General features: G+C 65.0%; 14 protein-coding genes. 5 read left to right on the forward strand and 9 right to left on the reverse strand.

Going from position 1 to position 14621, the window contains the following annotated elements:
* Positions 1–11: 11 nt before the first annotated feature.
* The 7 genes from ACTNFK_RS10900 to ACTNFK_RS10930 form a co-directional block, all read right to left on the reverse strand.
* Entirely contained in the window at positions 12–947 is a 936-nt protein-coding gene (locus tag ACTNFK_RS10900; protein WP_435936847.1) for an ABC transporter permease, read from the reverse strand.
* Positions 944–2104 carry a putative B6 ABC transporter permease subunit 2 gene (locus ACTNFK_RS10905; protein ID WP_435936848.1) on the reverse strand — a complete coding sequence of 387 codons (1161 nt, stop codon included), beginning with the start codon at positions 2102–2104 and terminating at the stop codon, positions 944–946. The genes ACTNFK_RS10900 and ACTNFK_RS10905 overlap by 4 nt, the downstream gene beginning before the upstream one ends.
* On the reverse strand, positions 2101–3819 hold the full coding sequence (locus ACTNFK_RS10910; RefSeq protein WP_435936849.1) for an ABC transporter ATP-binding protein: 1719 nt from the start codon (positions 3817–3819) through the stop codon (positions 2101–2103). The genes ACTNFK_RS10905 and ACTNFK_RS10910 overlap by 4 nt, the downstream gene beginning before the upstream one ends.
* Before the next feature lie 8 nt (positions 3820–3827).
* Positions 3828–4928, reverse strand: a complete 1101-nt coding sequence (locus ACTNFK_RS10915; RefSeq protein ID WP_435936850.1) for a putative B6 ABC transporter substrate-binding protein — start codon at positions 4926–4928, stop codon at positions 3828–3830.
* Positions 4929–5072: 144 nt separating this feature from the next.
* Positions 5073–5495 carry a hypothetical protein gene (locus ACTNFK_RS10920; protein WP_435936851.1) on the reverse strand — a complete coding sequence of 141 codons (423 nt, stop codon included), beginning with the start codon at positions 5493–5495 and terminating at the stop codon, positions 5073–5075.
* A gap of 74 nt (positions 5496–5569) precedes the next feature.
* Positions 5570–7618, reverse strand: a complete 2049-nt coding sequence (locus ACTNFK_RS10925; protein ID WP_435936852.1) for a putative bifunctional diguanylate cyclase/phosphodiesterase — start codon at positions 7616–7618, stop codon at positions 5570–5572.
* A gap of 324 nt (positions 7619–7942) precedes the next feature.
* A complete protein-coding gene (locus tag ACTNFK_RS10930) occupies positions 7943–8437 on the reverse strand; it encodes a VanZ family protein (protein WP_435936853.1) in 495 nt (164 codons plus the stop codon).
* A 237-nt stretch (positions 8438–8674) separates the two neighbouring features.
* Between ACTNFK_RS10930 and ACTNFK_RS10935 the strand changes: the two genes are divergently transcribed.
* The 5 genes from ACTNFK_RS10935 (at position 8675) to ACTNFK_RS10955 (ending at position 12927) form a co-directional block, all read left to right on the forward strand.
* Positions 8675–9100: a hypothetical protein gene (locus ACTNFK_RS10935; protein ID WP_435936267.1), complete on the forward strand. Its 426-nt coding sequence runs from the start codon at positions 8675–8677 to the stop codon at positions 9098–9100.
* Positions 9097–10104, forward strand: coding sequence for a DDE-type integrase/transposase/recombinase (locus ACTNFK_RS10940; RefSeq protein WP_435936268.1), 1008 nt, complete (start codon positions 9097–9099; stop codon positions 10102–10104). Before ACTNFK_RS10935 ends, ACTNFK_RS10940 begins: the two co-directional genes overlap by 4 nt.
* Positions 10105–10318: 214 nt before the next feature.
* Positions 10319–11140 (forward strand): DUF559 domain-containing protein, encoded by an 822-nt coding sequence (locus tag ACTNFK_RS10945; protein ID WP_435937756.1) that lies wholly within the window; start codon positions 10319–10321, stop codon positions 11138–11140.
* Positions 11141–11497: 357 nt separating this feature from the next.
* On the forward strand, positions 11498–11923 hold the full coding sequence (locus ACTNFK_RS10950) for a hypothetical protein (protein ID WP_435936267.1): 426 nt from the start codon (positions 11498–11500) through the stop codon (positions 11921–11923).
* Positions 11920–12927: a DDE-type integrase/transposase/recombinase gene (locus ACTNFK_RS10955; RefSeq protein WP_435936268.1), complete on the forward strand. Its 1008-nt coding sequence runs from the start codon at positions 11920–11922 to the stop codon at positions 12925–12927. Before ACTNFK_RS10950 ends, ACTNFK_RS10955 begins: the two co-directional genes overlap by 4 nt.
* A gap of 196 nt (positions 12928–13123) precedes the next feature.
* Here ACTNFK_RS10955 and ACTNFK_RS10960 read toward each other — a convergent pair whose 3' ends face one another.
* Together ACTNFK_RS10960 and ACTNFK_RS10965 are read right to left on the reverse strand one after the other, a co-directional pair.
* Complete coding sequence (locus ACTNFK_RS10960) at positions 13124–13846, reverse strand: endonuclease/exonuclease/phosphatase family protein (protein WP_435937506.1); 723 nt, start codon at positions 13844–13846, stop codon at positions 13124–13126.
* Between the two features lie 217 nt (positions 13847–14063).
* On the reverse strand, positions 14064–14564 hold the full coding sequence (locus tag ACTNFK_RS10965) for a glutathione peroxidase (protein ID WP_433646238.1): 501 nt from the start codon (positions 14562–14564) through the stop codon (positions 14064–14066).
* Positions 14565–14621 lie beyond the last annotated feature (57 nt).

Genomic DNA, 14621 nt, shown 5'->3' on the forward strand with positions numbered 1-14621 from the left:
CCGGACAGCGCTCAGCGAGCCCCGCGCACGTAGGGGGTCGCGAGCGCAGGCGGCAGCGCCGACGACCGCGGGAACAGCGTCAGCACCACCATCACCACCACGAACGGCAGCATGGTGATCACGTCGTTCGGGAGACTGACCGTCGTCAGCTGCAGCACCGTGCCCAGCGCCACGAGCAGCCCGTACCCCAGCGAGATCAGCAGCACCCACGGCAGCCGCCCGCGGCCGAGCATCGCCACCACGATGGCAAGAAACCCGAGCCCGTGCGTCATGCCGGGGGTGAAGGTGCCCGCAGAAATCAGCGCGAGGTACGCCCCGCCGAGGCCCGCGAGAGCCCCGCCGCACAGCACCGCCAGCGCGCGCGTCCGCGTGACGTTTCCGCCCGCCGCGTCGAGCGCCGCCGGCATTTGGCCAGCCGCACGCAGTCGCAGCCCCCCGGTCGTGCGCGTGATCCACACCCAAATCAGCACGAAGAGCAGCAGCGAGATGGCGAAGATGCCGGGCTGCGAAAACAGGCTCTCCCCCAGCACAGGGAGATCACTGAGGAAGGGGATCCGCCATGGAGCTGCGAGCCCCAGCCGCGGCTTCGAATCGCCGTAGCTGAAGTCGTACAACACGCTGGTAAGCCCGGTGCCGGCGAGCGTGATGCCGAGACTCACGACGATCTGATTGAGCCCCAGCAGCACCGAGAGCACCAGCATGATCACCGAAAGCGCGGCACCCGCGAGCGCCCCGACGAGAAACCCGAGCCAGAAGCTGCCGGTCAGGAGCGTCGCGACGAAACCGAAGTACCCGCCGACCAGCAGCAGCCCCTCGACGCCGAGGTTCAGCACTCCCGACTGCTCGCCGACGGTCTCGCCGATCGCCGCGAGCAGCAGCGGCATCGCGCTGGCGAGCGCCGCAAGCACGAACGCTGTGAGCATGGCCTCAGAAAACAGGTGGATCACGATGCGCCGCCCACCCGCTTCGCCCCCGCGAAGAGACCGGCCGGGAGGTAGCTCTTGCCGAGGTCGCGCCGCGTGCCGATGAGTTCGATCAGCGTCATAAAGAAGAGGATCAGCGCCACGATGATGAGCAGGAAGTCGACCGACAGGCCCACCTGCTGGGCGGCGATCGTGCCGCCGGTGGCGAGCACCGCGTAGAAGGCGACGAGCGGGATCGAGCCGAGGGGGTTCAGCCGCGCGAGGAACACGAACGGCAGGATCTTGTCGCCGTAGGTGGGGTTGAAGCCCGTGCGCATGTAGCCCCAGAGGCCCAACATGTCGATCGCGCCCGCGAGCGCGATCATGCCCGAGGAGAGCAGGAACACGACGACGATCAGGCGCTTCACGTTGATGCCCGCGTGCGTCGCGGCCTTCGGGCTCGCGCCGAGCACGTCGATCTTCAGTCCGAACGCCGAGCGCGTCAGGATGACATGAAACACGAGCACGATGACGAGCGCGATGACGAAGCCGACGTGAATGCGGGTGCCCGGGATGAACGGCAGCATTAGCCCAAGGTCGAGCACCCGCGTCTGCGGCACGGTGACCCCGGGGTCTTGGAACGGACCCTTCACGAGCAGGTTCGCGGCCCCGATGGCGATGAACGACATCATGAGGCTCGTCACAATCTCGTTCGTGCCGACCTTCGCCTTCAGCCATGCGGGGAGGAAGCCGATGGCCGCACCGACGGCGATCGCCATCGCGAGCAGCAGCAGCACCCCGAGCAGAAACGGCATCGCCTGCATGATGGTCGGCGCTGTACCCGCCACCACCGCGGCCGCGAGCAGGTAGGTGCCGCCATAGCCCAGATTCCAGAGCTGAGCACGGAAGGCGATGATGAGGCCGAGCGCAATGAGCAGCAGCGGTGCCATCAGCGTGAGACTCTTCTGCCAGCCGGTGCCGCCGAGGCCGAGCTCGATGATGTCACCGTAGAACTGCAGGGGGTTGACACCCATCGCCCAGATGATGCCGCCCGCTGCGGCGAGCGCCAGCAGCACCGGCGCAATGGTGCGGATCAGCACCTGCAGGCCCGTGCTCAACTGACCGCTCAGGCGGTTGCGCGACTCGGCTGCCGGCTTGCCCGCGGGCTGCGGGAATGGCGGGTTCGCCGGTGAGTGGTTCACAGGTGACCCGCCCGATGCCCGACCATGAGCTCCCCCACGCGCTCGACCACGCGATCCCCGCCACACGGCACCTCGCCGACGAGCCGACCGCCAGACATCACCACGATGCGATCCGCGAGCGCGACCAGCTCGTCGAGGTCGGGGGAGATCACGAGGGCCGCCCCCCCGCCGCGGGCAAACTCCCGAATGGAGGCCCACACCTGCCGCACAGACTTCAGATCAAGCCCCGCGGTGGGCTTGTGAAAGACCACCGCGCGCGGGTCGTGGCTCAGCTCGCGCGCGAGCAGCAGCTTTTGAATATTGCCGCCCGAGAGCGTCCCCGCCCGAGTCTCTGCGGAGGGCGTGCGAATGTCAAACTCGGCGATCCGCGCGCGCGCCTCATCCCGCACCGCGGCCGCGTTCATCCGCCCCCACGTCCAGAACGGTCGCTCCCCGACCCGCTTCAGCACGAGATTCAACGCCACGCTCAGCGACCCGACGATGCCCTCGTGCAGCCGGTCGTCGGTCACATAGCGCACGCCGAGGCGCTGCCGCTGCTTCACCGTGAGGCGCGTAATGTCGCGCGAGTCGAGCACGATGCTACCGGCGGCGAGCGCGAGCTGGCCCGCGATCGCCTCCGCGAGGTGCGCCTGCCCGTGGCCGTCGATGCCGGCGACCCCCACGATTTCTCCCTGGTGGATCGCGAGACTCGCCTCGGTCACCGGTGTCTCGCCCGATCGCGCCCGGGTGGTGATGCCGCGCAGCTGCAGGGTGACCGGGGCTGGGCTGTACTCCGGCCGTCGCGCGATCCGCGGTGACTCGAGCGAATCCGCGCCGGCGAGATCCGCGCCGGGATCCGCGGGAGCCGCGGGATCCCTCTCGGAGTCCGCAGCACCCGCAGCACCCGGAGCACCCGCAGCACCCACTGCACCCGAGGGATCCGCCCCGAACATCGCTTCCAGGATGCGCGACTTCAGCTGCCCCGGGTCGAGCGATCGCATCTCGGCGGGCGCGATCCGCCCGAAAACTCTGCCCACGCGCAGCACCGTGACCGCGTCGCCCACCGCGAGCGCCTCGTGCAGCTTGTGGGTGACGAACACCACCGCCAGACCCTGCGCCTTCAGGCGATTCACGCTCGCGAACAGGTGCTCGACCGCCCGCGGAGTCAGCATGGAGGTTGGCTCATCAAGAATGAGCACCCGCGATCCGTGCCACATCGCCCGCGCGATCTCGACCTGCTGCTGCTGCCCGAGGCCCAGATCGCCCGCGGCCATGTCGGGGTCGATCTCGGCCCCCAGCAGGCCCGCGAGCTCGACGAGCCGGGCCCGCGCGCCGGAGCGGTCAAGCCAGAAGCCCCCGCCGCCACCGGCACCGCCACCACCGCCGCCACGAACACCACCGCCAGCGCCGCCACCGGCACCGCCACCACCGCCGCCGCTGAGCAACAGGTTTTCGAGCACGGTCATCGAGGGAATCAGCGCGGAGTGCTGATAGACCACGCCGATGCCGTGCGCCAACGAAACCGCGGGCGAGCTGAGCTGAACGGGGCACCCGTCAATCTCGATGGTGCCCGCGTCGGGCTGCTGCAGTCCGGCCAACATGCCAATCAGGGTCGACTTTCCCGCGCCGTTCTCACCGAGCAGGCAGTGCACCTGGCCGGGCGCGATGTCGAGCGAAATCGAGTCGCAGGCAACGATCCCGGGAAACGACTTCGTGATCGCGGTCAGCCGAATCATCGACCCGACTACTGCCCTCTGGCGTCGATGATCGCTTGCACGGCGGCCAGATCGGTGGTGCGCGTCACCTGCACGCTGCCGTCGATGATGCCCGCGGTCGCCGCGTCGACGGCGGCCGCCACGTCACCCGTCAGTGCCGGGCTGTCAAGCAGCGACAGTCCGCCGTTGGCAACGTTCAGCTCGTAGGTGCGCGTGCCGAATGTGCCGGCCTCGACATCCTTGATCGCCGCCACGTACGCGTCGGTGAAGTTCCAGATCACCGAGGTAAGCACCATCTCCGGGTCGTCCACGATCTCGGTGACATCACCGATGGTCGCGATATAGCGGATCGGGTAGGGGGTGCCGGCGGTCTCGATGGCCTGCAGGTACCCGATGGTCGCGCCGTCGCCCATGCCGAAGATCACGTCGGCACCCGCGGCGATCACCTGGGTGGTGACAACCCGGCCGCCGGCCGAGTCGCCGTAGGCCGCGGGCCCCACGTAGGCGATGACGATGTTGATTGTGGGATCCACACTGAAGACACCCTGGGCGAAGCCGCCGGCCATCAGAAACCAGTTCAGGTCTTCGGCCGAGGCGACGATGCCCACCGTCTTCGTCGTGGTCGACTTTGCCGCGGCCACCCCGGCGAGGTACGCGCCCTGCTGCCCCTGGGTGATCACCGTGGCGACCTTGCCGGGTTCGTTCTTCTCGAAGTCGACCACCAGGGTGGGCACCCCGGTCTGCAGGCCGACGCGGTGGCCCGCGGCGTTGAACCCGCTGGCGTGGGCGATGATGAGGTCGTTGCCAGCCTCCGCGACCTGGGTGAGGATCGTCTCGGTGTTGTCGTAGCCCACGTTCGAGTTGTCGTCGAGCGTGATGCCCAGCTCATCCGCAGCCGCCTGCGCGGCCCAGATGCCCTGCTGGTTCCAGCCGTAGTCCGATTCCTTTTCCGGGGTGACGATGGCGAATTGCTCGACCTTGGTGCCAGCGGTTGCCGCGCCGTCGCCTCCGCCCGCCTCACCCGCGCCGGCCTCCCGCCCCGAGCAGCCGGCGGTGAGGAGCAGGGCCGCGGCGACCGCGACCGCGGCTCCGATGCGTAACCCGCTCTTCGCGGTGTGTGCCAGGCTCATGCGTCTTCCTCCAGGTGTCGCCGCGGCAGTGGGGGCTCGGATCGAGGCTCGACAATGTGCAGGCCCGCCCGAATCTCGCCCGCCTGCGCGAGTGTCTCGGTGTGTACTCATAAGCATGCCACTGACACGGGGTGTGACCTGCAATTACGACGCCCGATAACCCGTCTGATCTTCATATCTGGGCATCTCGCTGTAATACGCCCAGGGGTAGCAATACTCCGTCACTGGATCTTCCGTGACCTTGCCGATGCAGATCATGTCGCGATATCGCTCGGTGTCGGCCTCTGCAAAGTGCAGCCGGCAGAGCACGCGGAATGTCTCGGCATCGAGCATGTTCGCCGAGGGGTTCCAGCACTCTGTCGCGGTGACCGTGCCTGTGTGTGGCGCTGCCCCCGTGCCCGGGATGCCCGAGTCGCGCGGGGCAATCTCGGCGAGCTGCGCGATGATGCGCGCGTCTTCCCCCTGCGCCAGCTCGGCGCCCCCCGTCTCGGGCCCCGCCGCGCACCCCGGCACGCTGAGGAGCGCGAGAGTCGCGAGCAGCGCGAGCGCCGCAGTCGGGCTGCGCACCACTCCCCGCCAGGTAGGGCGCAAGTGGTTGCTTGAGCACGCAGGAAGCAGCCACTCACGCCCTACTTTGAGGGTTAGCGCGCCGCGATCCACGTCTCGAACTCAGCCGCCGTCAGCGGCCCGCTGAAGTAGAAACCCTGCGCGTAATCCGCGCGGTGGGCGCGCAAGAATTCGATGTGGGCCTCCGTTTCGGCCCCCTCCGCGACGGTCTCGAGCCCCAGGTTGTGCGCCAGCGTGATGATGGTCGCCACGAGATCGCGATCGGCCTGATTCGTCTCCATGTCTTCAAGAAACGAGCGGTCAATCTTTAAATAGTCGATCGGGTAGGTCTTGAGGTACTGCAACGAGCTATAGCCGGTGCCGAAATCGTCAAGTGCGACCTTCACCCCGAGCTTCTTCAGCTCGTGCAGCTGCGCCACCACGAGGTCAGCGTTCGAGGCGATCGACTCGGTGATCTCAAGCACGAGTTGGGCGGGATCCACCTCATATTTCGCGAGGGTGCGCTGCAGCATCTCGAGAAATCCGTCGTGATAAAACTGGTGGATCGAGATATTCACCGAGACCCGGAGCCGCCCGAGCCCCCGGGCGCGCCAATCGGCCAACTGTGCGCACGCCGCATCGAGTACCCAGGTACCGAGTTCGACGATGAGGCCACTCTCTTCCGCGATCGGAATAAAATCCTCCGGGGTGATCGAACCCAGTCGCGGGTTGTCCCACCGCAGCAGGGCCTCGACCCCGTGCAGCGCTCCCGATTCGAGATTTACCTGGGGCTGATACATCACCGAGACTTCGCCCCCGCGCAGCGCCCCGCGCAACTCGATCTCGAGCTGCAGCAGCTGATCTTCGCCCTCGCGCGCGATCGTGCGATGCAGGGCGAAGGTGTTTCGACCGTGCTGCTTCGCGAAGTACATCGCGTTGTCGGCTTTTCTGAAGATCGTGTCGATCACGTCTCCATCTTCGGGGGATGTCGCGATGCCAATGCTTGCCGACATCACCACCTCGTGGTCTTTGATGACGAACGATTCCTCGAACAGCTCTTGCAACTGCTCGGCGAAACGCAGCACCTCCGCCTCGTCTGGTGACTGCAGCACCGCGACGAGCTCGTCGCCTCCGTAGCGGAAGAGCGTCGCGCCCGGCGGCAGGTGCGCCGCGAGCCGCTTCGTCACCGACTTGAGCAGGAGGTCGCCGGTCTCGTGACCCCAGCTGTCATTCACGGACTTGAAACGGTCGAGATCCACCACCATTAAGGCGAAGGGACGCTTCGCAGCCATCAACTCTTCGAGCTGGCGGTGCATCGAGCGCTGGTTCGGGAGGCCCGTGAGGTAGTCGTGATAGGCCATCTCGTTCAGCGCCGACTCGAGCTTCTTGCGCTGGGTGATGTCTTTTCCGATGCAGTGGATACCCTGCAACTCGCCGTCGACCATAATCGGGATCACGGTGATGTGCAGGTCGACCACGTTGCCGGAGCGATGGAACATCGCCGTCTCGTACTGCACTGGGCCGCCCTGCTTCACCCGCATGAACTGCTCGATCGTGTACTCACGCATCTCGGGCACGATGAAGGGCAGGAACGGCTGGCCGATGAGTTCGTCGGCAACGTATCCCATCATCACCTCGGTGGCGTGGTTCATCGCCACAAAGCGCCCCTCGACGTCGTAGGTGAGCACCGCGTCGACGTTGTCGTCAAACAGTGCGCGATACCGCTGCTCGCTGGCCAGCAGCTGACGCTCCACCTCCTTGCGACGACTGATGTCGCGCGCGACCCCAAAGGCCCCGACGATCTCAGTGTCTTCTTTCACCGGGATCGCGAGAATCTCGAACTCGATCGGCACGTCCTCGATATCGATCAAGCGCACCTCGAAGCGCTCAACCTGACCGCTGAGCACCTGCGCGAACCGCTGCTCAACGAGCTCTCGATCTTCCTGGAACACCAGGTCGAGATACGTCATGTGCCGCAGTTGCTCCGTGGTGTAGCGCAGGATTGGCCCCCCCGCGGATGAGATTTCAAACACCCGGCCCGTGGGGTCGATGAAGTAGTTCAGGTCGGGGCTGTGCTCGAAGAGCGCCTGGAGGCGACCCCGCAAGTGTGCAAGCTCTGCCTTCAGCTGTTTCTTTTTTTGCATCGTGCACCGTTCGGTTGACGCTCTACCAACAGTCACCTGATTTTATGGCAGTTTCGGCGCGGTGCGCGCATCTGCGCGGAGGGAGTTGGGCGAGTGGCGGTTTCCGATTCGTTCGCAGCATTTCGGTGACTCGCTGTGTCGGGTGATTCTGAGGGTGAACATAGCCTCGACGACGCATTTCCGGGTGGATCACGCTGGTCCGCTCGGTACCGTGTGGGATGCGGGCCTCACCGCCGTACCCCCATACAGGCTGTGAGGCCCGACCCCCTTGGGGTGCGGGCTCTTCGGGCACGGGTGATTCGGCCGAGACGCTGAGCGCCGTACTCAGCGCATCGGGGGCGTGCGCGATCCACTGGCTAAACCGCGGCGCACAGCAACCAGCAGCAGCACGCCCAGTGCGGTGCCGAGCGTATTGGCGAGCACGTCTGCGGGGGAACTCACCCGGCCCGGGATGACCTGCTGGGCCAGTTCGATCAGCACGGAGATCGCCGCGCCGAGGCACACAGTGCCGAAGAGCGTCGCTCCCTCTATGCCTCGCGTCGCAGGGCTCGCCGGTCGCGCGAGAGCGATCGGCAGGAGCACACCGAGGGGTACGAACAGTGCGACGTTTGCGCCGAATTCCAGAGTCATGAAGGCGAATTGATACGGGATGCCAGCGCGCGAGGCAATCCCGGCGAGGGTCTCGACCAGGCCAAGAACTTGATGGCCCTCGGACGGGAGCAGCACAATCAGCGCGAGCGCGACACCGAACGCCCCGAGAAGCGCACGGGCGATCCAGGTTGTGGCGGTGGGGCGGGCCGCGGTGCTGGTGGTCGTCATTCCCACAAGTATGCCGTGTTGCCTCGACATCGCGGCGCCGCTGGTCGCTCCTTGGCTCCACGTTCCAAGACGCTTCCCCGCGCCCCACGCCCTGCACCCCACGCCCTGCACCAGCACCCACACCCACACCCAGGTCGGATATCTCAGTTCAGTCGGATCCAATTGGCCAATTCGGACCGACTGCCCTCTTTGCCAGGCTGTGTGTGAGTCACTCGGTTGACAGAAAGGTCACCCATCATGTCGATCACGCCGGGCTTCACTCTCACGGAAATCCGTGAGTATGTGCACGAGTACCAGAACCTTCCCCATGGCACGAAAACGAGATGGTTGAAAGAGCAAACCTTTTCCAAGCATCAGATCATGCGCTGGCAAGATGCCGTGTTCGGGGGCGATCTCGACCGCGGCATGATTCCGCGAGAGAGTAGCGGTATGACACCAGACGCGAAGGCCCGCCGGGAGATCTCCCACCAGCAGCGCAGCATCCCGAAAGAACAACACGACGCAGAACTCGCCGCGCTCAACGCCCGGATTCGTGAACTCGAGGGAACGAATGACGCGTTGGGAAAAGCTATCGGGCTCTTGCACAAGCTGAACGAGCAAGAGCCCGATACGTTGCCGGCGACCGGGCGAGAGAGTTCATCACCGCCGAGAACCTCCTCGTGACCGAGCTCACCCGCATCACGGGGTCACAGCGTAAGGCCCTGAGCCTTGCGGGGGTGTCCCGGGCGACGTGGCATTACCGGCAACAGCCCCGCCAAGTGGTGATGGCCCCGGTTCCGCAGGCCGAGCGGGCGTACCGGGCACGCATCAGTCCGACCGATCGGGAACGCATCGTGGGGTACATTCTTGCGGGGTGGGCGAAGAGCGTGTCCGTGGATCATGCGTACGCGTCGGCGTGGGATGCGGGAGTGATGCTCGCGTCGCGTCGCACGTGGTGGCGGATCGCTGCCGGCATCGAGGAGCAGATGCTGCGCCCGCAGGTCCCGACCCGGCGCGGGAAACGGGCCCCACGCGAGAAACCCGTCGTGACGGCGACCCGGCCCGGGCAAGCGTGGTCGTGGGACATCACTGACTTGTACTCGCCGTGGTGGGGGAAAACGTTCAAGGCATACAAGATCACCGATATTTTCTCGCGTGAGATCGTGGGGTGGCGGGTCGAGGAACGAGAGGCTGATCACCTCGCGGTCGAGATGTTTGAGACCGCGATCGCCCATTACGGAGCCCCGGAGGTGGTGCATGCGGACTCGGGGTCAGCGATGCGTTCACACGCGCTCCTGAACGCGCTCACCCACCACGGAGTCACGTTGTCGCATAACCGGCCGTACGTCTCGAACGATAACCCGTTCTCCGAGGCCGGGTTCCGCACGATGAAGTACCGGCCCGGCTATCCCAGAGTCTTCGCTGATCTTGCTGCCGCCCGCACGTATCTCGCCGAGTATGTGGCCTGGTACAACACCGAGCACAAGCACTCCGGGATCGCGTTGTTCTCACCCGCTCAGGTCGGTGACGGGTCATGGCGTGAGGTGTGGAAGACCCGCGACCTCGCGTTGCAACACTATTACGACACGCACCCGGAACGGTTCCGCGGGCGCCCGGTTACGCCGGCACCAGCGGACCTCGTGGGAATCAATCTCCCGAAACAAACCACACAACTAACGTCCGAGTGACTCCACACAGCTTGACACAGAGCGCTGAACTCAGATACCCGACGTGGATGCCCGCCCTCGGGCCGAGATCCACGACGTGCGCAACCCCCGCGACCCGCTTCCCAGCTTCCCCGCTTCACGCCCACAGCCTCGCCTCTCCCTGTGAAAGCCTGGCGTCATCCACAGATCTCGGCGCTTCGCCCCGCCCACACTGCGCATCAGCCACGCTAGAAACATGAAACTCGAGTCAGTCCTGCATCGGCAAGGCGGGGTGGTGTCGACCGCGTACCTGCGACGTGCGGGTCACTCGTTTCAAGCCATCGCTAAGTCAGTTGAGTCTGGGGTCGCCGAGCGGCCAAGAAGAGGGTGGATCGCGCTCCGCGGTGCCGATCCACTGTTGAAACTCGCTGCCCAGAATAACGCGGTTCTCACCTGTGTGAGTGCAGCGAAGCTGCAGGGGCTCTGGGTGCTCAGCGAATCTCGCCCGCACCTTGCCACACGAAGTGGTCATGCTCGCGCGCCCGAGACTGGCGGAGTCGTGCACTGGGCGACACCGCCGATTCCTAGACACCCTGAGATTTTGGTGGATCCGGTGGAGAATTTCTTGGATTGTGTCGCCCGCTGCCAGCCCCATGAATCGGCGTTAACCATCTTTGAGTCGGCGCTGAATAAGCGTCTCATCACTCGGATTGGGCTCTTGAAGCTGCCGATGAGCGCTGCGGCACGGCGACTGCTCGAGGTGGCGACCCCGTTTGCGGATTCGGGGTTGGAGTCCATCGTGGCGAGTCGACTGCAGTGGTTGCGAGTTCCCGTCGTGCCCCAGGCTTGGGTCTTGGGGCACCGTGTCGATCTCCTGATCGGGGAGCGACTCATCGTGCAGATTGACGGCGCGCACCACACCGGGGCTCAACGTGATGAGGACATCAGGCACGATGCCTACCTGCTCACTCATGGGTATCTGGTGATCCGTGTCTCGTACGCGCAAGTACTTGAGCACTGGCCCGAGGTACAGTCCCGCATAATGAGTGTGGTCGCGCAAGGGCTGCACCTCGCGTGATTCTCTCAATCTGCGACTGACCCGGGGTGCCTGGCAGGGAGCGCCTACCCGGGGTGCCTGGCCCAAGGTACCTGCCCGGGGTGCCTGACCCGAGGTGCCTACCCAGGGTGCCTGACCCGGGGTGCCTGGCCAGGGCGCTTGACCCAAGGTACCTGGCCAGGGCGCTTGACCCAAGGTACCTGGCCAGGGCGCTTGACCCTAGGTACCTGGCCAGGGCGCTTGACCGGGTTGCCGACCCAGGGCGCTTACCCCTGTCGGAGTTTTGATTTCAGTCGGACCGAATTGGCCAAGTGCATCCGACTGCCCTCTTTGCCAGGCTGTGTGTGAGTCACTCGGTTGACAGAAAGGTCACCCATCATGTCGATCACGCCGGGCTTCACTCTCACGGAAATCCGTGAGTATGTGCACGAGTACCAGAACCTTCCCCATGGCACGAAAACGAGATGGTTGAAAGAGCAAACCTTTTCCAAGCATCAGATCATGCGCTGGCAAGATGCCGTGTTCGGGGGCGATCTCGACCGCGGCATGATTCCGCGAGAGAGTAGCGGTATGACACCAGACGCGAAGGCCCGCCGGGAGATCTCCCACCAGCAGCGCAGCATCCCGAAAGAACAACACGACGCAGAACTCGCCGCGCTCAACGCCCGGATTCGTGAACTCGAGGGAACGAATGACGCGTTGGGAAAAGCTATCGGGCTCTTGCACAAGCTGAACGAGCAAGAGCCCGATACGTTGCCGGCGACCGGGCGAGAGAGTTCATCACCGCCGAGAACCTCCTCGTGACCGAGCTCACCCGCATCACGGGGTCACAGCGTAAGGCCCTGAGCCTTGCGGGGGTGTCCCGGGCGACGTGGCATTACCGGCAACAGCCCCGCCAAGTGGTGATGGCCCCGGTTCCGCAGGCCGAGCGGGCGTACCGGGCACGCATCAGTCCGACCGATCGGGAACGCATCGTGGGGTACATTCTTGCGGGGTGGGCGAAGAGCGTGTCCGTGGATCATGCGTACGCGTCGGCGTGGGATGCGGGAGTGATGCTCGCGTCGCGTCGCACGTGGTGGCGGATCGCTGCCGGCATCGAGGAGCAGATGCTGCGCCCGCAGGTCCCGACCCGGCGCGGGAAACGGGCCCCACGCGAGAAACCCGTCGTGACGGCGACCCGGCCCGGGCAAGCGTGGTCGTGGGACATCACTGACTTGTACTCGCCGTGGTGGGGGAAAACGTTCAAGGCATACAAGATCACCGATATTTTCTCGCGTGAGATCGTGGGGTGGCGGGTCGAGGAACGAGAGGCTGATCACCTCGCGGTCGAGATGTTTGAGACCGCGATCGCCCATTACGGAGCCCCGGAGGTGGTGCATGCGGACTCGGGGTCAGCGATGCGTTCACACGCGCTCCTGAACGCGCTCACCCACCACGGAGTCACGTTGTCGCATAACCGGCCGTACGTCTCGAACGATAACCCGTTCTCCGAGGCCGGGTTCCGCACGATGAAGTACCGGCCCGGCTATCCCAGAGTCTTCGCTGATCTTGCTGCCGCCCGCACGTATCTCGCCGAGTATGTGGCCTGGTACAACACCGAGCACAAGCACTCCGGGATCGCGTTGTTCTCACCCGCTCAGGTCGGTGACGGGTCATGGCGTGAGGTGTGGAAGACCCGCGACCTCGCGTTGCAACACTATTACGACACGCACCCGGAACGGTTCCGCGGGCGCCCGGTTACGCCGGCACCAGCGGACCTCGTGGGAATCAATCTCCCGAAACAAACCACACAACTAACGTCCGAGTGACTCCACACAGCTTGACACAGAGCGCTGAACTCAGATATCCGACGGGGGTTTTGCCACTGGCGAGACCCAGACCCAGACCCAGGCCGAGACCGAGCCTCAAACCGAGACCCAGACCCAGACACAAACCCAGGCCGAGACTCAGCCCCAAATTCAGCCCCAAATTCAGCCCCGGGCAGACTGAGATCTCAGGGCACGCCTAAGCGGCGGAGAGGTCGACCGCGCCTCGGTCGATGAGCTGCTGCTGCGTCTCGGCATCGAGCACGGCGTGCACCAAGATGGGCAGATGATCGCTCGTACCTCGATCGAGCGTGCGCACGCTCTCGATGTTCATACCTGACGAGGTGGCGAAGTCGAAGTGCCCCCGAAACATCTTGTAGCGCGTGTAAGTTCGTTTGTCGCTGAGCGTCAGGTCGTATCCGGCCTCACGCATGTTGCGATCAAGCTTATTCTGGAACACCGGGTAGTTGTAGTCGCCCACCATGAGGGCGGGCAGCCCTGGGCCGAGCACGCGCAACTCGGCCAGCGCCGCGTGAATCTGGTGCCGACGCAGCGAGTTGAGCGCGGTGAGCGGTGCCGCGTGAAACGAGGCAGCGACGAGGTCGCGCCCGGTCTCGCGGTCGTGCAGGCGTGCGCCGAGCAGCCGCTCGTGCGCTGGCGCGAGCACCCGATCGTGCAGCGATTTCTTCAGCCGAAACGTGTGTGCCGCGCGCACCGCAAAGCGATCCTCGCGCACGTACATGGCAAGCCCAAGGCGATTGTTCTCGGTCGCATGCACCAGGCGCATGTGCCCGAGGTGCGAAGGAAGCGCGATCGAATCCGCCTCCTGGAGGCAGAGAATGTCAACCTCGTGCTGGTTAGCCAACTCGCCGATCTCGCCGACCGCACGGTTTTTCCTCAGGTTGTAGCTGACGGTTTTCACGCCCCACCTTTCGAACTCGGAGCGTACTTTGCGCCCCTCTTTCCAGCCTACGCCCGCGGACTGTGGTGCGGGTGGGGGTTCAACAACCTTTCACCTCACGCATAGCTTTCACGAGGTGGATCACGTTGGTTCACAGTGGATCGCGGCCTGCCTCAGAACCTCGCCACAGCGGCACACCTGCGCACGGAGTGCCGCCGGCGGCCGGGTATCTCAGCGGCTACCCGAGCGCCTCTGCGATCGCGGCGCGAATGGACTCGTCTTGCGGTTCGGTCGTGGAGCGGAACCGCACGATCTTCGGCTCGGAACCATCGGCCGGATCGGCGCTCACGACGAACTTCTCGAAGTTCCATGCCACGGGGCCTCCCACGCCCATCGGGTCTTTGCCGTGCTTGAGTTCCTTGAACAGCGGTGCTGCGTTCTTGCCATTCACCTTTGCCTTCTCAAGAAGCGGGAAGGTCACGCCGTAGTTGACTTGGCAGAACTCCCCGATCTCCGCTGCTGTACCCGGCTCCTGCCTCATGAACTGATTACACGGCAGACCTACCACCGTGAGTCCCTGCGGACCGAACTCCTGGTGCAGTTCCTCAAGCCCGCTGTACTGGGGCGTGAACCCGCACTTCGAGGCCACGTTGACCACGAGTGCGGCACCGGGCGCGATGTCGCCAAAGCGACGAACGGTGCCATCTGGCAGGGTGACTTCAAGGTCTCGGATCGACATGGAATGCTCCTTCGGTAATGAACCACAGACGACAGGCTCGCTTATCAATTATCTAGC

The sequence above is a fragment of the Leucobacter fengyongliangi genome, assembly GCF_052386045.1.